Origin of the sequence: Streptomyces sp. WMMB 714 (genome assembly GCF_900090125.1) — a bacterium.
GTDB classification, from domain to species: domain Bacteria; phylum Actinomycetota; class Actinomycetes; order Streptomycetales; family Streptomycetaceae; genus Streptomyces; species Streptomyces daqingensis.
Map to the genome: position 1 here is coordinate 38,801 of NZ_FMHJ01000012.1, position 17,261 is coordinate 56,061.

Annotated in this window: 13 protein-coding genes; 6 read left to right on the plus strand and 7 right to left on the minus strand. The window is 72.0% G+C overall.

The window, feature by feature from the left end:
* Window positions 1–71: 71 nt before the first annotated feature.
* The 4 genes from H181DRAFT_RS21045 to H181DRAFT_RS21060 form a co-directional block, all read right to left on the minus strand.
* Window positions 72–1,019, minus strand: a complete 948-nt coding sequence (locus tag H181DRAFT_RS21045; RefSeq protein ID WP_052708675.1) for a transporter substrate-binding domain-containing protein — start codon at window positions 1,017–1,019, stop codon at window positions 72–74.
* Window positions 1,020–1,036: 17 nt separating this feature from the next.
* Complete coding sequence (locus H181DRAFT_RS21050; protein WP_052708676.1) at window positions 1,037–1,801, minus strand: hypothetical protein; 765 nt, start codon at window positions 1,799–1,801, stop codon at window positions 1,037–1,039.
* A gap of 189 nt (window positions 1,802–1,990) precedes the next feature.
* Window positions 1,991–2,545: a hypothetical protein gene (locus H181DRAFT_RS21055; protein ID WP_045866139.1), complete on the minus strand. Its 555-nt coding sequence runs from the start codon at window positions 2,543–2,545 to the stop codon at window positions 1,991–1,993.
* 333 nt (window positions 2,546–2,878) lie between these two features.
* Window positions 2,879–3,118 (minus strand): hypothetical protein, encoded by a 240-nt coding sequence (locus H181DRAFT_RS21060; RefSeq protein ID WP_045866140.1) that lies wholly within the window; start codon window positions 3,116–3,118, stop codon window positions 2,879–2,881.
* Window positions 3,119–3,607: 489 nt separating this feature from the next.
* Here H181DRAFT_RS21060 and H181DRAFT_RS21065 point away from each other — a divergent pair, with 489 nt between their 5' ends.
* Window positions 3,608–4,048: a subtilase-type protease inhibitor gene (locus H181DRAFT_RS21065; RefSeq protein WP_045866141.1), complete on the plus strand. Its 441-nt coding sequence runs from the start codon at window positions 3,608–3,610 to the stop codon at window positions 4,046–4,048.
* A gap of 289 nt (window positions 4,049–4,337) precedes the next feature.
* Here H181DRAFT_RS21065 and H181DRAFT_RS21070 read toward each other — a convergent pair whose 3' ends face one another.
* Entirely contained in the window at window positions 4,338–5,039 is a 702-nt protein-coding gene (locus H181DRAFT_RS21070) for an HAD family acid phosphatase (RefSeq protein ID WP_045866142.1), read from the minus strand.
* Between the two features lie 293 nt (window positions 5,040–5,332).
* On the opposite strand from H181DRAFT_RS21070, the gene H181DRAFT_RS21075 reads away from it, so the two are divergent.
* Entirely contained in the window at window positions 5,333–8,071 is a 2,739-nt protein-coding gene (locus H181DRAFT_RS21075) for a SpoIIE family protein phosphatase (RefSeq protein WP_078895892.1), read from the plus strand.
* A 40-nt stretch (window positions 8,072–8,111) separates the two neighbouring features.
* Here the strand turns inward: H181DRAFT_RS21075 and txtE are convergent, their stop codons facing one another.
* Complete coding sequence (gene txtE / locus H181DRAFT_RS21080; RefSeq protein WP_045866143.1) at window positions 8,112–9,341, minus strand: 4-nitrotryptophan synthase; 1,230 nt, start codon at window positions 9,339–9,341, stop codon at window positions 8,112–8,114.
* Between the two features lie 295 nt (window positions 9,342–9,636).
* On the opposite strand from txtE, the gene H181DRAFT_RS21085 reads away from it, so the two are divergent.
* The gene (locus H181DRAFT_RS21085) at window positions 9,637–10,215 is read left to right on the plus strand and encodes a M23 family metallopeptidase (protein WP_045866144.1); all 579 of its coding nucleotides are present in this window, start codon (window positions 9,637–9,639) and stop codon (window positions 10,213–10,215) included.
* 151 nt (window positions 10,216–10,366) lie between these two features.
* Here H181DRAFT_RS21085 and H181DRAFT_RS21090 read toward each other — a convergent pair whose 3' ends face one another.
* On the minus strand, window positions 10,367–13,258 hold the full coding sequence (locus H181DRAFT_RS21090; RefSeq protein ID WP_045866145.1) for an AfsR/SARP family transcriptional regulator: 2,892 nt from the start codon (window positions 13,256–13,258) through the stop codon (window positions 10,367–10,369).
* A gap of 220 nt (window positions 13,259–13,478) precedes the next feature.
* On the opposite strand from H181DRAFT_RS21090, the gene H181DRAFT_RS21095 reads away from it, so the two are divergent.
* The 3 genes from H181DRAFT_RS21095 to H181DRAFT_RS21105 all read left to right on the plus strand — a co-directional run bounded on the left by H181DRAFT_RS21095 (window position 13,479) and on the right by H181DRAFT_RS21105 (window position 17,237).
* Complete coding sequence (locus H181DRAFT_RS21095; protein WP_045866146.1) at window positions 13,479–14,366, plus strand: FkbM family methyltransferase; 888 nt, start codon at window positions 13,479–13,481, stop codon at window positions 14,364–14,366.
* A 198-nt stretch (window positions 14,367–14,564) separates the two neighbouring features.
* Complete coding sequence (locus tag H181DRAFT_RS21100) at window positions 14,565–16,262, plus strand: glycosyltransferase family 2 protein (protein WP_052708677.1); 1,698 nt, start codon at window positions 14,565–14,567, stop codon at window positions 16,260–16,262.
* A gap of 90 nt (window positions 16,263–16,352) precedes the next feature.
* Entirely contained in the window at window positions 16,353–17,237 is an 885-nt protein-coding gene (locus tag H181DRAFT_RS21105; protein ID WP_078895894.1) for an aminoglycoside adenylyltransferase domain-containing protein, read from the plus strand.
* The last annotated feature ends 24 nt before the right edge of the window (window positions 17,238–17,261 follow it).

The window sequence follows — 17,261 nt, forward strand, 5'->3', positions numbered from 1 at the left end:
GCGCGGTCTCGCACGTCACGGGGCCTCCCCCGGCCGCGCCCCCTGCTCCGCGTCACTTCTTGCTCCGCGCGTCACTTCGCGCCGCAGGAGGTCGCCCTGTAGTTCTCGAACTCGGAGTCGGACGGCTTGTACCTCTGCTCGAAGTCCCCCTCGGCGAGGTCCGGGAAGTGCTGCTGGAACGTCATCCGCCAGCGCGTGTCGAGGAACTTCTTCAGGGAGCGGTTCAGCCTGCGGCAGTCGGCGCCGTGCTTCTCGCGGATCCCGATCCCGTAGTACTGCTGCTTGTCGATCTTGATGTCCTCGACGACCTTCACATCGTCCTCGTAGGGCTTCTGGTGCGCGAAGCCCTCCAGCACGAGCCGGTCCGTCCAGACGGCGTCGAAGTTGCCGTCGGCCAGCTCCTTGACGCACGTCTTGTAGTCCTTGCGGAACCCGGGCTTCACGTTCTGGCCGAGCGTCTCCCTGATGGACTTCTGCGCCTGCTCCCCCTCGACGCTGCCGGGGTCGGACGTCGAACCGGAGGCGCTGCACACGCGCTTGCCGTCGACGTCCTTCAGCTTCACGATCTCCGAGTCGCCCTTCTGGACGAGGATGCCCTGATAGGTCTTCATGTACGGGGCCGTGAAGTCGATCTTCTCGTCCCGGGCGTCGGTGATGGTGTACGTGGCGATGACCAGGTCGGCTCCCTGGTCCAGCAGGATGTCCTCGCGCCGCAGGGAGGGGATGTCGTGGGTGTACTTCTTGAACCCGACGTCGTCGGCGAGCGCGTTCAGCAGGTCCGTCTCGAAGCCCGCGTACTCGTACTCCTCGCCGCTGCGGGTGTTGAACCCCGGCTGCCCCTTCTTCACCGCGACCGTCACCGAGGGCTTGTCGAAGATGGAGGACGCCGACTGGGAAGGCGTCTCGCCGGGGCCACCGGATGCTCCGCCGGACCCGCCTCCGTCGCAGGCGGCCGAGACCGTGGCGAGCGCCGCGAGGCATAAGAGCACGGCGGGCAGACGTCGGGAGGCAGCGGACATCGGGAAGCTCCTTCTGGTCACTTGTAGCGGGTCTGCTTGCCGGTGAGCGTCAACTGGCAGCCGTCGCCGGCGAGAAGGGTGACGTCGACGGCGACACCCGGCCCGGCCGCGTCCAGCGGGAGGACCGCCGTCACCTCGCCCGCCAGCCGGACGGTGACCGGCTGCGCGAGGTCCTCCCCGCCGAACTCCAGCCGGCTGCCGGGGAGGCACGAGGTCGCGCCCGCCGTCTCGTCGCGGGCCGCCAGGGTGACGCTCAGTTCGTCGTGTCCGCGCGGCTTCGCGTCCACCGTCAACTGCGCCGTGCCGCCCGGCCGGAGCCCCTGACCGCCCTTCAGCTCCGTGCTGCGGGTGACGTCCTCGGGAAGCGCCGCGAGGGTGAACCACACGAGGCCCGCCACCAGCACCGCCGTCGTCAGCGCCTTGAGGAACTCCAGCCTGTGCTGCGTCGTGTCGTGCCGCTCGTCCCTCTTGGCGGCGACCTCGACCGTCGGCACGAGCAGGAAGACGGCACCCAGCGCCGTCACGGCCGCCGCGAAGTCGTGTTCGACGCGCTGAGCCCACACGGCCACGCAGAACGCGATCGTCAGCAGCACCGCGTAGACGGCGAAGAGGATGCGCAGGTAGCGCTTGTTCCCGTCGGGCTCCTGCCGCGACCCCTGCCCGGGCTCCCGCCGCGGTGCCTCACCGGAACCCTCCGGCTCCTCCCCGGTGGTCCGCGGCTCCTCCCCCGGACTCCGCGGTCTCTCCTCGCCGCCCGCGGACGACGTGGCTCGCGCATCCATACGGCACCCCCCGGCGCGAAATGTGCGTGACGGACAAGAATGCCATGCGCGGAGCGGCCTGGAGCAGGCGGCTTCCGCGCGTGACGGCGCACCCGGGCCGACCCGCGGGCGGTCCCGCGGGCCCGCCGGCACAGGCAGAGCGGGCCGGACCCGCGTGACGCGCGTCCGGCCCGCTCCGTGATCGGACGGTCAGCACATGGTCGGTCGCATGACCTCGTACGCGCTGGCCCAGTTCGCACAGCCCGGGTCGGAGTGCCCGTACCAGTTGTGGCCGAACTCGTGGGCCGCGAGCAGACCGAAGTCGCTCACGATGGTGGACAGCATGATCCGCTGCCCCTGTCCCCAGTTGCATCCGACGACGTTGCCGCCGCCGCCACAGCCCTCGATGTAGCCGCCGGTGCACTCGACGGGCGTTCCGCTGCCGGAGGTCTCGGTGCCGCTGCCCCAGAAGTTGGCGCCCTGGCGTATCGCGCCCTCGTAGCCCGCGCACGAGGCGGTGATGTGGTAGCTCCAGGCCGGGACCCGGGCGTCGCGCTCCTTGACGTCCGGCGCCGGAGCGTCGGTGAGGTCCCCGGTCTTGAAGCCCTCCGACGGCGTCGGGTCGGCCGAGAGCTGCAGGGCCTGGGCGGCGGCCGGGCGGGCCGCGTCTCCCGCCTCGGCGGCACTGGCCGACACGGGGAAGGCGAAGACCAGGGCGAAGACGACGGCGGCGGCACCGGCCAGTCTTCGGAAGATCGTGGTCATGACAAGTATCTCCTCTGTGGGGGGCGACGCGTGCCCCTTCGGGGACACCCGCGGGAAGCACCGTCGCGATACCTCGGGCTCGAACCGCAAGCCCTTACGACCGAACGCGAGGACGGTACTCGCGGATTCGTCGCACGTCCATACGGGTCAGCCGATTTACGGACACTCAAGGAACCCCCGTCAGGGCGGACATGACCGGTGAGCTGCCGACGGGCCTGCGCAGCGACGCGATTTGGCGGCCGTCGGGGCGCGAAACGGCACAACTGCGCCCTGGGAGAACCACGTTGGAGCGGCGCGCGAGCCCGCGGGAGACCCGGCGCGGACGCGGACCCGCTACTCCCGCCCGGTCCCAGGCCGCTCGATACGGGCCTGCTCCAGCAGGTCGTCGTAGAGCCCGTCCTCCTCCAGTTCGGGGCCCTCGCTGAGCATCACCGACCACGGGATCGGGCAGGGCGGCGGGTGGCCGGGATCCGGGCAGAGCATCCTGACGATGCGCTCCTTGACCTCTTCGGCCTGCTCCCGGGTCGCACAGATCCCCAGCCGCACCTCGAAGACACCCGGTTCCTCGGACATGTCCGCTCCGCCCTCTTCCTGGTCGTCGTGAACGGGAGAGTAAGCGCTCCCGCCGCCCGCTCCCACTCGTTTTCGGCACCGGCCGGCCACCACGGAACGGCGGCGCCCGGCACACAGGAGGGCGGTGCCCGGCAGGCAGACCGGCACGGCCCGGCACCCGGGGCGGCGTCAACCTGCCGAGGAAGAACCACCCGGAAGCAGTGCTTTCCAGCCGAGATGCGACGTTCCGCGACGCCCCGGAGACGCACCTCGGAGCGTCGGCCGCAGCTCAGAAGGTCGTTTTCAGTTGAACGACCCGTATTCCCCTCACATGAAGGACATGTCCCGGATGCCCCTCGCACCCCCTCTGAACTGCCCCGATCACCAGCCGGCCCACGGCAGGAACGCACCCGGCGACCGGAAAGTGATCGTCCGATGTGCGTCCGCGCACAACATGCGCAAGAGTCCAGCCGTCCGATATTCGTGGAACCGACCCAAGGAGTGTTCGAAATGCGGTTCAGCGTCAAAGCTCTGGGAGCCTCCGCCGCCCTCGCCGTCGGCTGCCTGGCGAGCGCCGGGAGCGGTGTCGCACACGCCGACTCCGCCGGAGCGAAGAGCCTGTACTCCCCCTCCGCCCTCGTACTGACGGTCGGCAAGGGCACGGACGCGGCGAGCGCGGGAGTCCAGCGCGCCGCCGTGCTGAACTGCGCTCCCTCGGCGAGCGGCACCCACCCCGCCGGCGCGGCGGCGTGCGACGAAGTCCGGTCCGTGGGCGGGGAGTTGCAGAAGCTTGTCGGGAGCGACGCGGCAGGGCCGGTGTGCACCAGGATCTGGGACCCGGTCGTCGTCACCGCTGACGGCGTGTGGGAGGGCAAGCGGGTCTCCTGGGAGCACGCCTTCTCCAACTCCTGCATGCTGAACAAGTCCGGCCGGAGCCTCTTCGCCTTCTGACACGCCCCGACGGCAGCCGCCGGGAGGGAGGGACACCGTGCGCTCTCCCGGCAGGGCGTCACCGACAGGGCACCACCGGCAGGGCGTCACCGGCAGGGCGTGACGAGCAGCGCGTCACAAGAAGCGCGCCCCGGACAGCACTTGGGGGAGAGCACGTCGCAGGAGTGCGGGAAGCACGCCGCACGAAGCAGAACCCGGAAGCAGGACGGGCCCCTGCGCGTCACCGGAGACATGCCGGTGAACAGGCGCAGGGGCCCGACGAGGCAGGCGCGCGTGGTGGTACCTGACGTCAGCTCAACTCGCCGTCGTAGTCCGGGAGTTTGAATGTCTTCTCGGCGTGGCCGCCCACCATGTCGGTGGGGGTGTTCCCGATGTTGGCGATGATCGTGAAGCCTTTGGCCTCGATCTCCGCCCGCTTCGCGGTCTTGTACTTGCTGACCTCGTCGAAGATGTCGGGCAGGTCCCGCACGTACAGGCCGGCGATGGGGAACCCGGCCTCCTTCAGGTTGTGTTCGGTGAGCGAGTAGATGATGCCGGGACGTGCGGTCACGAAGTACACGGCCACGCCGCGGGAGTCGGCGTAGCGGGCGAGTTCGAGGGTCTGCTCGACGGGAGGCGTCGGGTACTCCCAGATGGGGTGGAAGCCCGTCTCCAGCGACGTGTTGTCGATGTCGAGCACCACGGCCATCTTCTCCCCGGAACCCTTGTCGATGCGGTCCTCGAGGTACGGGCGTGCTTCGTCGGTGACGGCGGAGACGTCGCGCTTCCAGGTCTCGTAGTCCACGTCCGCCGCGGCGGTGCGGCCGTCGCCCTGGCGTTCACCGGCGGCGGCGGTGCGGGGCGCCGTCTGCACGACGGGCTTCGCGGACCCGTCCGGGCCGGTGGCGTCGGCGGTGGCGGGCGCCGCGCCGGCCGTCATGGCCGTCACGACGGCCGCGGTCGCCCCGGCGAGGGCGACCGCGACGCGCGTTCTCCGATTGCGTCCATGCATGGGGGGCTCCTGAGTCGCAGGACCGGCTGGGAAGGCCCGACTCCGGGTCGGCGAAGGGCCCTTCGCATGCTCGCGTCCCATCATGACCGGAAGGGGAACTCCCGGCTACTGGTCGGTAGCGACGATCTCTCCCCACCGCCGCGTTTATCCGGAGATGTACGGAGGCAGGCTCCGGCCACGCCGCGGGGCGGGGCGGATGTCACCCTCGCAGGACTGGCCCGGCACGGTTTCGCCAGCCAGCATGAGGGATGGATCACCTTCGACGGAGAAGAGGGACAGGTGGAGGGATCGGGATGGCCGGGCCGCTGAGACGTCTCCGGTCCCTGTCCCCGCCGGCACGCGACGACGCGGCCGGTCCCCGCTCGCCGGGCCGGTGGTCGCCCCTGAGCGAGGGGAGCGTCGCCCGGCAGGTGTTCGTCCTGCAGGTGGCGGTGATCCTGCTGCTCGTCCTGGCCGCTGTCGGTGCGCTGGTGCTGCAGGCCCGTACGCACGGCACCGTGGCCGCCCGCGAGAGGTCGCTCGCCGTGGCCGAGGGCTTCGCCGACTCCCCGGGGATGGTCTCCGCCCTCCGCTCGCCCGATCCGACCGCCCTGCTCCAGCCGCGTGCCGAAGCGGCCCGGAAGGGATCGGGAGTCGACTTCGTCGTCGTGACGGACACCGACGGCGTCCGCTTCACCCACCCGATCAGGAACAGGATCGGCAAGAAGTTCGTGGGCGACATCGGGCCGTCGCTCCGCGGGAAGGTCCACTCGGAGACCGTCGAGGGGACCATCGGGCGGATCGTCCAGGTGGTCGTCCCCGTGACCGACGCGGACGGCTCCGTCGTCGGGCTCGTCTCGGCGGGGATCAAGGTGGAGAAGGTCAGCGGCATCGTCGACCGGCAGCTTCCGCTGGTGCTCGGCGTGGCCGCCGCGACCCTGCTGCTCGCCACGGGAGGGACGGCGCTGGTGAGCCGGCGGCTGCGCAGGCAGACGCACGGCCTGGGCCCCCTCGAGATGACCCGCATGTACGAACACCACGACGCTGTCCTCCACGCGGTCCACGAGGGCGTCGTCATCATCGACGGCGACGGGCGGCTGCTCCTCGCCAACGACGAGGCCGTCCGGCTGCTCGGCCTGCCGCCCGGAGCGCAGGGCCGCCCCGTCGGCGAACTCGGCCTGGAGCCGCGGACGAGCGAACTGCTGGCCTCCGGACGGATGGCCACCGACGAGGTGCTGCCCGCCGGGCACAGGCTGCTGTCGGTGAACAGCCGCCCCACGGACCGCGGCGGAGGGCCGCCCGGCTGGGTCGCCACGTTCCGCGACTCCACCGAGCTGCGCCTCCTCTCCCGCCGCGTCGACATGGTGCGCAAGCGGCTGCGGCTGCTGTACGACGCCAGCGGCGGCATCGGCACCACCCTCGACGTGGTCCGTACCGCCGAGGAGGTCGCGCAGGTCGCCGTCCCGGGCTTCGCCGACTACGTCACCGTCGACCTGGACGAGCTGGTCCTCCGGGGGGACGAGCCGCATCCGCGCGGCGGCGAAGGGGAGTCCGGCGGCAGCAGCATGAGGATGCGCCGTACCGCCTTCGGCGGAATCCGCACCGATCCGCCGCTCTTCCCCGTGGACTCGGTCATCACCTTCGTCCCGTCCTCGCCGCAGGCCCGCAGCTTCAGCAGCGGCCGGGCCGTGCTCGAACCGCGGCTGGCGGACTCCCCCGGGTGGCAGGCGGTCGCCCCCGCGCGTGCCGCCCAGGTCGTCGACTACGGCATCCACTCGCTGATCGCGGCGCCGCTGAGCGCGCGGGGCGTCCTGCTGGGCGTCGTCACGTTCTGGCGGTCGGAGAAGCCCGAGCCCTTCGACGACGACGACCGCTCCCTCGCCGCCGAACTGGCCGCCCGCGCCGCGGTGTCCATCGACAACGCGCGCCGCTACACGCGGGAGCACGGCATGGCGGTCGCCCTGCAACGGAGCCTGCTGCCGCGGGCGCTTCCCGAGCAGACCGCGGTCGAGGTCGCCTCCCGCTACCTCCCGGCGCAGGCCGGCGTCGGCGGCGACTGGTTCGACGTCATCCCGCTGCCCGGCGCCCGCGTCGCTCTCGTCATGGGCGACGTCGTCGGGCACGGACTGCACGCAGCCGCCACCATGGGGCGGCTGCGCACCGCCGTACACAACTTCTCCGCCCTCGACCTGCCGCCCGAGGAACTGCTGGTCCACCTGGACGAGTTGGTCGTCCGCATCGACCAGGACTCGGTGACCGCCGGCGACGACGAGACCGTCACCGGCGCCACATGCCTCTACGTGATCTACGACCCCGTCTCGCGCAACTGCGTCCTCGGCAGCGCAGGCCACCCGCCGCCGGCGCTGGTACGGCCCGACGGCACGGTGGAGTTCCCCGACGTGCCTCCCGGGCTGCCCCTCGGCATCGGCGGCCGCCCGTACGAGTCGACGGAGCTGCGGCTGCCGGAGGGCAGCAGGCTCGTCCTCTTCACCGACGGCCTCGTGGAACGCCGCGGCCAGGACATCGACACCGGGCTGCGGCAGCTCGGCGACGCCCTGTCCCAGGCGCGGGAGTCGGCCGAGGAGACGTGCGACGCGGTCCTCGGCGCCCTGCGTCCCGAGCGCCAGAGCGACGACATCGCCCTGCTCGTCGCCCGTACGCGGGTGCTGGAGGCCGGGCGGGTCGCCGAGTGGGAGGTGCCGTCCGACCCCGCAGCGGTGGCCGGCGTACGCGGGCAGGTCACCGCGCAGCTCGCCGAATGGGGGCTGGACGACGTCGCGTTCGTCACGGAGCTGATCCTCAGCGAACTGATCACCAACGCCATCCGCTACGCGACCGGGCCCATCCGCGTCCGCCTGCTGCGCGACCGCAGCCTGATCTGCGAGGTCTCCGACACCAGCAGCACCTCGCCGCATCTGCGCTACGCGGCCACGACCGACGAGGGCGGGCGCGGCCTCTTCCTCGTCGCCCAGTTCGCGGAGCGCTGGGGCACCCGCTACACGAGGGACGGCAAGGTGATCTGGTCCGAGCAGGCGGTGCCGCCCGAGGAGTGAGCCCGGCGGCACCGCCGGCGCGAAAGCCCCGGCCGGAACGTCAGTTGAGGCTGACCGGCAGCGAACGCAGGGACCGGAACTCCAGGTTCGGGTTCCAGACGGGTTCGCCCGCGAGTCTGATCCGCGGGTACCGGGCGAGCAACGCCGTGAAGAACCACTTGAGTTCGAAGGCGGCGATCTGCTTCCCGAGGCACGAGTGCGGGCCCGCACCGAACGACAGGTGCTTGCCGCTGTTCGGCCGGTCGAGTTCGAAGGAGTCCGGCCGCTCGAACACCCGGGGGTCCCTGTTGGCCGCCCCCAGGAACAGCGCGACGCTCTGCCCCTCCTCGATGCGCACGCCGCCCACGTCGACGGCGCTCGACGCCACGCGCCAGGTGAACTGGTTCGAGGCGTTGTAGCGGACCACTTCACTGGCCGCGTTACCGGCGCACGCCGGGTCCGAGAGGAACCGGTCGATCTGCGCGGGGTTCGACGCGAAGGCGAGCATGCCGCTGCTCGCGGAGCCCGGGGTCGTGGGCGCGAACAACGCGATGAGCAGCAGCACCAGTTGATGGACCGTCTGCTGCGGCGTGCAGTCGGCGTCGTCCGGTGCGCTCTCCCCGAGACGGGCGATGACCGTCTCCGGCAGCACCCTGCCCCGCCTCCCCAGCAGAAGCTCCTCCGCGTAGTCGTGGAGCCCGTCCAGGACGTTCAGCAGCTCGTCGAGCCCGACGGGCTGGTCCCGCGGCCCCGACCAGTACGTCATGACGGTGTCCACCCGCGGCACGACGAACTCCAGGTCCTCCTCGGGGACTCCGAAGGCACGGACGGCGGCCCGTACGGGCAGCTCGGCGGCGAGCGCGGGAACGGCGTCGAGCTCCGACGTCCCCCTCGGCACCGAGGCGACCAGTTCGGACGCCACGCTCTCGATGACCCGGCTGTAATGCTCGTGGGCGGCGCGCGTGAATGCCGGAAGCGTGGATTTCTTCAGCGCGTCGTGGAGCGGCGGATCGGTGTACATCATGACGTTCTTGGTGAAGCGGTGGTAGATGCTGTCGGGCGGCAGCGACCGGCCCGGGTATTTCGCACCGAGGACGTTTCCCATACGCTCCGCCTTGAAGCGGGGGTCGATGAGCGCTGCGGCGCAGTCGGCGTGTCTCAGCAGGGCCCAGGCGTCCAACTCCTCGCACCAGTGCACCGGTTCGCGCTCCGAGAGATCAGCATAAACCGGATAGGGGTCGGACACGATACCCGGATCCGACAACGGCGACGCTTCACGCTGTTCAACCATGAAAAACCCCTTCGACTCCCCCCTGGCGGAATTGCGGATTCCCCGGCGAAGCGGGTGCGGCCGCAATTCCCATTTCCCTCGCAGGCTATAAGCGGCCACCGGTCGCGGCGTCGGCGCACCTGATTTCAAGCCAATGCCGCGCAATTCTCCTCGGCGCCTCCGCGGCAGGCGTACGCGCCGCGGCCCCGGGCCCCGGCTCCGCTCTGTCCCCACGGCCCCCTCGGCCCCGGGGTTGTATCCGGTTTGTATGCCCGCCTCCTTCAATCAGCCGGTCACCAGCCGAGAAGGAGAGAACATGCAGAAGCGAACGCGCCGTACGCTGGCCGCCGTTGGCGTGGCCGCCGCCGTGGTGGTCGCGGCTCCGCTCGCCGTCGCGCAGGCGGGGGAGACCACCTCTTCGGAAGAGACGCTGGCGGCACGGCCGGCCTTCAAGATGCCGTTCAAGTGCGGCCAGAGATGGCGCGGCGCCAACTGGGAGGGCCACAGCCCGGGGCACTCCATCGACTGGAACCACTACAACGCCGCAGGCACCCCCGACGACCTGGGCCGCAAGGTGCTCGCGAGCGCCGGCGGCAAGGTCCTCGACTCGTACTACTCCAAGACCACCGGCTACGGCAACACGATCGTGATCGGCCACGGCAATGACTGGCAGACGCGCTACGCCCACCTGAAGACCCGGGCCGTGCAGAAGGGCGCCACCGTCAAGGCCGGCCAGCTCATCGGCAAGGTCGGGAAGACCTCCGCGAAGTACGAGCTCTCGCCGCACCTGCACTACGAGCAGATACACGGCGGGAGCACCGTCGTCTCCGTGGTCCAGGGCGTCAAGTACCCCGATTTCACCACGCGTTTCCAGGTCAGCAAGAACGGGTGCTGACGTCCCGCGCCGACTGACCGCCCGCCGCCGCAACGCGCGGAGGGGCGGGCAGGCGGGGAGCCGGCGGTGCGGGCACGGCCGGCGAGCCGTGTCCGCACCGCGCCTGTTTCCGTCGCGCCTGGTTCCGTCGCGCCTGGTTCCACCGCGCCCGTCAGCGCAGCGACCGCAGCTTCGCGTCCACCAGCTCGGCCTGGTCGCGCGCGTCGAGGCGGCGCCACGTGGACAGGGAGCGGTGGAAGTAGCGCCGGGCGGTCTGGTCCCGTCCCGTCGCGTGGTGCAACTCGCCCAGCAGGCACGCCACACGGGCCTCCGCGCGCCGGTCCCCGAGCTGCTGCTGCACGGCCAGCGCACCGGTCAGCAGTGCCGACGCCTCCCTGGCGTTGCCCTGACGCAGGCACAGCTCCCCGATGCTCTGCTGCACGTAGGCGGCGCAGTGCGTGTCGGCCAGATCGTCGAAGATGCCCAGCGCGCGCTCCAGTTCGGCCTGCGCCACCCCCGGTTCGCCGCGCAGCTCGTGCAGTTCGGCGATCCGGCGGCGCACCTGCGCCTCGCGGTGCATGTCACCGACCTCGCGGGAGAGTTCCAGCGCACCGTCGAGCCAGCCGGCCGCCGCCTCGGGGTCCTTGCGCTCCAGCCACACCGAGGCGATCGCGTTGTGGGCCACCGCCTCGCCGTGCCGGTCGCCGGCCTGGCCGAAGGCGCGCAGCGCGTCGACGAACGCGTCGAGCGCGGCGTCCAGTTCGTCGACGACCCGGTGCACCGACCCGGCACCGGCCGCCGCCACCGCCTCACCGGGCAGATGCCCGAGCCCCGCGAAGATCGCGCGCGACCGGTCGAAGCACTCCAGCGCCTCGGCGTACCGGTCCTGGTAGAGGTGGAGCTGGCCGATGTTGCGCAGCAGCGCCGCCGCACGCACGCAGGACTGCCCGGGCATCGCCTCGAGGACGAGCTGGTGGGTGCTGCGCCAGTCGCCGTAGTAGCCGCGCATGTCGAAGAAGCTGGCCATCTCGATCGCGAGGTCGGCTGCCCGGCCGGTCTCGCCGAGCCGGACGGCGGCGCCGACGGCGCCGACGAGGAGGCGGCGTTCGCTCTCGAACCATTCGACGGGCCGCGCCCGTACGGTCTCCGCCAGCGCGGCCTCCGGCCCGGTCAGGGGCGCGGGCTCGCCGAGCACCCCGAGGAAGCGGTTGGGCATCGCGGAGTTGGCGGTACGCGCGAGGCCGATCAGCGCGTCGGTGACGAGCAGCTGCTGCCGCTTCCGCTCCTCGCGGCCGTCCGCCACGGCAAGCTCCCGGGCGTAGCAGCGCAGGAGTTCGTGCATGCGGTAGCGCTGGAGTCCGACGCCGTCCGTCCCCGCCAGTTCGACCAGATGCTCGTCGAGCAGCGTCTCCAGGGCTGCGGACGCCTCGTCGGGGCTGCCCGTCACCACCGCCGCCGTCCAGCCCGCCACGGCGACGTCGGCGAGCTGCCCGAAGGCGCGGAAGATCCTCATGGCGGGGGCGGGGAGCTGCCGGTAGCTCAGCTCCGCGCTGGCCCGCACCTCCATCTCGCCCGTCTGGAGCCGGTCCAGGCGCCCCCGCTCGTCGTGCAGGGAGTCGGCCAGCGCACCGACGGCCCAGCCGGGGCGGTTCGCCAGCCGGGCGCCCGCGATCCGCACGGCCAGCGGCAGCGAACCGCAGGCGGCGATCACCCGGTCGACGTCGTCCCCGCCGAGGCGCACCCGGTCCGCTCCGACGACCGCACCGAAGAGGGCGCGGGCGTCGTCGCGGTCCATCACCCCCAGCGGCGTGTGGTGCGCCGGCAGCGCCGGCATCCGCCGGCGGGAGCTGACGAGTACCGCGGAGCCCCCGGTGCCGGGCAGCAGGGGGCGGACCTGCGAGCCGGCGGCGGCGTCGTCCAGGACGATGAGGAAACGCCGCTGCGCCAGACGCGAGCGCAGCAGCGCCGCCCGCTCGCCCGTCTCGGACGGGATGGTGCTGTCGATGACTCCGAGACCGCGCAGCATCTCCGCCAGCACGTCGCCGGGTTCGCGCGGCCGGCCGCTGGTCCCTCCCAGGTCGACGAAGAGCTGCCCGTCGGGGAACGACTCGCGGACACGGTGCGCCACGTGCACCGACAGCGTCGACTTCCCGGACCCCGGAGGGCCCGAGACGACCACGACGACGGGCTGGCGGCCGGCGGCCGACAGCAAGCGCTCCAGCAGGCCGATCTCGTCGGCGCGTCCGGTGAAGTCCGGTACGTCCATGGGGAGTTGGCACACGGGCACGGCTTCGGCGGTGCGGCGGCGCGCGGCGGCGTACCCGTTGATCTCCTCCCCCATGGCGCGCAGCGGGGCGCTCGGTTCGATCCCCAGCTCCGCCGCGATGATGCGCTCGGCCTCGGCGTACGCGGACCGGGCCTCGGCGGTCCGGCCGGAGTCGCGGAGCGCCTGCACCACCATCCGCCACAGGTCCTCCCGCAGCGGGTCCTCGGCCAGCCGGGACCGCAGATCGGCGACGAGGGAGGCGTAGTCGCCCAGCCGCAGCCGGACCTCCAGGCACTCGTCGACGGCGACCGACCGCAGCCCCTCGATCCTCGCGATCTCCGGGTCCCACACCACGCTCGACGGCACGTCCTGCAGCACGCTGCCGCGCCACAGGCCGAGCGCCGACTCGTAGGCACGCAGCGCGGCGGCGTCGTCGCCGTCCTCGCGTTCGGCGCGGGCACGCTCCAGCCGCTGTTCGAAGAGGAGCAGGTCGAGGTCGCCGGGCTCGACGTCGAACGCGTAGCCGGACGCCTCGGTCCGGAACCCGTCGGCCACGACCCCCGCCTCGGACAGCGCCTGCCGCAACGTGCGGACGTAGGTGCGGACGTTGGCGACCGCGGACCGCGGCGCGCCTCCCGGCCACAGCACTTCCGTCAGCAGGTCCAGCGAGACGAACCCGCCGGGCTGCAGCAGCAGCGTGGCGAGGACGGCTCGCGGCTTGGGCCCGCCGATGCGGACGGTTTCACCGTCCGCCCGCACTTTGAGCGCCCCCAGCACTCCGAATGCCGGCTCCCCCATACCGCACGCCTCCGCGATGCTCAGCAATTGCGGCGCAGCGTACCGGTGCACGGCGGGCACCGAACAGGGTTGCGGGCGATGACACCGGCACGGCGGGCTCCGAAGACACCGGTGACCCTGGCCGTCCGCGGCAGCCGGGACGGACGCACCGCGTGTGCGGGAGCAGGGCCCCGCCCCCGGTTTGACAGGGACGCCGAGCATGAACCTAGCCTCGAACGACATGGCAACTGTGTTCAGGAAGGCGCTCGGTGCGCTCCCTCGGCTGGGAGTGCAGGTACTCGACCTCGGCCCGGGTGCGGCCGTGATCTCGCGGCGCGGCCGGTACAGCGCCACGAAGGTGAGCGCCGACACGTGGCTGGTCGGAGGCGTACGGCGGGGCGCCCGTGCGCCGGCCGAGGGGTGGGGCCTGCGGAAGGCGGCGGCGAGTGCCCTGTGCGCCCGGCACGTCGCCGAATTCCTGGTCAACTACGAGGTGAACTGCGTCATCGACGTGGGCGCCAACCGCGGGCAGTACGGCAGGCAACTCCGCGAGTCGGGCTACCGGGGCAGGATCGTCTCCTTCGAACCCGTTCCCGACCCCCTGGCCGGGCTGCGGAAGGCAGCCGAGAGGGACCCGGACTGGTGGGTACGCCCCTGCGCACTGGGGCGCAGCGCATCCGTGCAGAGCATGCACCTGGGCTGGAAGACCATGAACTCGCTGCTGAAGCCGAGCGCGTACGGACAGCGGCGCTACAGGCGGTTCGCCGACACCCGCACGGCGCAGGTGCAGGTGGAGCGTCTGGACGAGGTCATGGACGAGGCCCTGGAGGGGCTCGCGGATCCCAGGCCGTTCCTGAAGATGGACACGCAGGGCTTCGACATGGAGGTCTTCGCCGGCGCCGGTGAGCGGCTCGGCGAGTACGTCGGGATGCAGTCCGAAGTGGCCGCGTTGCAGTTGTACGAGGGCAGTCCCCACATGACCGAGGCCATCGCCGCGTACGAGGAGGCCGGTTTCGGGATCACCGGTCTGTACCCGGTCACGCGGGAGGAGGGCACCGGGCGGGTGGTCGAGTTCGACTGTGTTCTGGCTCGCGCGTCCTCCGCGCCCGGCTCCTCCGCCCGGCCCTGACGGGAGTGAGGCAGGCCACGGATTCCCCGGCGGGAAGCGTGGCACCCGTGCTGTGCGCGGGCGGACAGTGCACGGAGAGGGCCTGCACAGCGCGACCGTTCACGACGCCCCTTCTGACCCGTTGCATGCTCTTAACCTTCGATACGTAACGTGCGGTCAGGAAGACAGGTAAAGGCACGTCCCGTCCGAAAGGCCGCATTGCGTACCACAGCGCCCGCAGATGGCAGGACACCGCTCAAGGTCAGCATCGTCGTTCCCACCCACAACACCGGCGGGACGGTCCTGGCCGGACTGCGCTCGTTCCTCGCCCAGACGCTGCCCCGCACGGACTTCGAGGTCGTCTACGTCGACGACGGTTCCACCGACGGCACGCCCGCATTGCTGGAGTCCGAGGCTGCCCGCCGGGGGGCCGGCCGGACAGTACGCGTGATCCGCACCCCGAACTCCGGCTGGCCGGGCAGGCCGCGCAACATCGGTATGGACGCCGCGCGGGGAGAGTTCGTCTACTTCGTCGACGACGACGACTGGCTCGCCCCCGAGGCCCTTGAACGCACCTACGGGCGGGCCCGGGAGACCGGCGCGGACATCGTGGTCGGCCGCGTCGCCGGACACGGACGCCGCGCCCCCCACGCCCTCTTCGAACGACCCCTCTCCGCAGCGGACTTGCGCTCGGACGTGGCGCTGCTCGCCTCGATGACCGTGCACAAGCTCTTCCGCCGCGACTTCCTTCAGAGGAACGAGCTGCGCTTCGAGGAGGGACAAGTGCGGCTCGAGGACCACATGTTCACCCTGCGCGCCTATCTCCTCACCGACCGTGTGGCCACAGTCCACGACTACACCTGCTACCACTGGGTGAAGCACGAGGGTGACGAGCACAACATCAGCTACCGGACCATCGAACCGGGCCCCTACACCGACAGCATCCGCAAGGTGCTCGACATCCTGGACGCACCCGGCACCCGCGTCACCCCGGACCGCCACCGCTACCGTCTGGCCGCCAACTGGTACGGCAAGAAGGCGCTCGCCCGGCTCGGCGGACGCAGCCTGCTCGACCAGCCCCGCGGCCGCCGGCAGCAATGGCTCGACGCCGTCGGGGCGCTGGCCGCCGACATGCCGCTCCAGGCCGACTCGTCACTTCCCACCCGGCTGAGGATCGTCGCGGCTCTCGCCCGGCACGGTGAGCTCGCACCGCTGGAGAGGCAGGCCCGGTTCGAGTCCGGGATCGACCACCGGCCGCACGTCAGCCGCGCCGAGTGGGACGGCGGGCGGCTCACCGTCACATGCGACTCGCGGCTGGTCCGCAAGCGCGAACAGCGGGCAGGCGCCCGGCCGTTGGCCTTCCACCGCGACCAGGGCCGCTACGTGCTGCGCCTGCCGCCGAGCGTCGCCGCCGTACCGGGGGCCGCCGAGGCGGCCGACTTCACCAAGGCGGTGCGGCGCAGTAACGTACGCGGCCTGCTCAGGCACCGCGAGGGCGGCACCGTCCTGAGCGTGCCCCTGGACCACCGCGTGGTCGAAGAGCCCCTGCGGAGGCGTTCACGGGCGGCGGAGGCGACGGCCCGGGCCGCCCGGCGGCTGCGGCTGCGGCTGCCGGCATGGCTGGCCGCACGCCTGCCCGGTGCGGACCACGGACGGGACCTGTGTGTTCTGCGGTTCGAGACCGAGTTCACCGTCGACCCGTCGTCGGCCGACAACGGCCGGCCGCTCGCGCCCGGCACCTGGGATCTCCGGCTCCAACTCGGTTGCGGAGGCTGGCGGTTCGCCAGGAACCTGCCCGGTTGCACCATCGAGGTGCCGGCCCCCGGGCAGCCGCAGCGGGCTGCGGAGGCCACCACCCCGCCGGCCGCCGTACGTCGCCCGTCGGACGAGGCCGCGCTGATCCGGACCGGGCGCTGACGGCGACCGGGCTCCGGCCGGCGGAAGCGCTGAGCGGCCACGGTCTTCGCCGCCTTCGCCGGCTTCGATCACGGTGTGGATACTGGGCGGGTGACCGGCAGCAGCGAAGAACGGCGGCCCCTCCCGGGCGAACTCCGCGGTTACCTGGACGAACTCGTCGCCCGTACCCGCGGCGTGTGCGGTGAGCGGCTCGTGAGCGTCCTCGCCGTCGGCTCCCTCGCGCTCGGCGACTACCGGCACGGCCGCAGCGACGTGGACGTCACGGTCGTCGTGGAGCCCACGCTGCCCCACTCCGCGCTGCGCGACCTCGCCGACGCCCTCTCCCACCCGGGTCTGCACTGCCCGGCACCCGGCCTGGAACTGGTGGTCTACGGTGCGGACGCCGTGAGCCGGCCCTCCGGCGGGGCCGGGTACCTGCTGGACCTCAACACCGGTCCCCTGCTGCCGAACCGGGCGGGTTTCGACCCCTCGCAGTCCCCTGCCTTCTGGTACGTCATCGACCGCTCGGTCGCCCGCCAGTCCGGGTTCCGGCTGTACGGACGTCCCGCGCGGGAGGCCGTCGCCGCACCGGCGCGCTCCGAGGTGCTGGCCGCGCTCCTCGCGTCCGTCCGCGAGCACACCGACGGCGAGGGGCACCTCGCCGACAACCGCGTGCTCAACGGCTGCCGCTCGGTCGTCTTCTGCCGCACGGGACGCTGGACGGCCAAGCGCGCCGCGGCACGCCGGATCGCCGCGGCCGAGGAGGAGTTCCGGCCGCTCATCGAGGCCGCGGTGCGCAGCTTCGAGCGGCCGCGCTCTTCCCCGGATCCCCTCCCCGGCGCCGCCGTACGGGACTTCCTCTCGTGGGTACGCGAACGCGTCGAGGAAGCAGTCGGGCAAGCCGTCGACGAGGGCGTCGAGCAAGCCGTCGAGGAGGGCGCATCCGCGACGGACGGCGCAGGGGCGGCTGACGGCCCAGGCACGGCGGACGGCTGAGCGGGCGGGCGGCCGCTTCGCCCG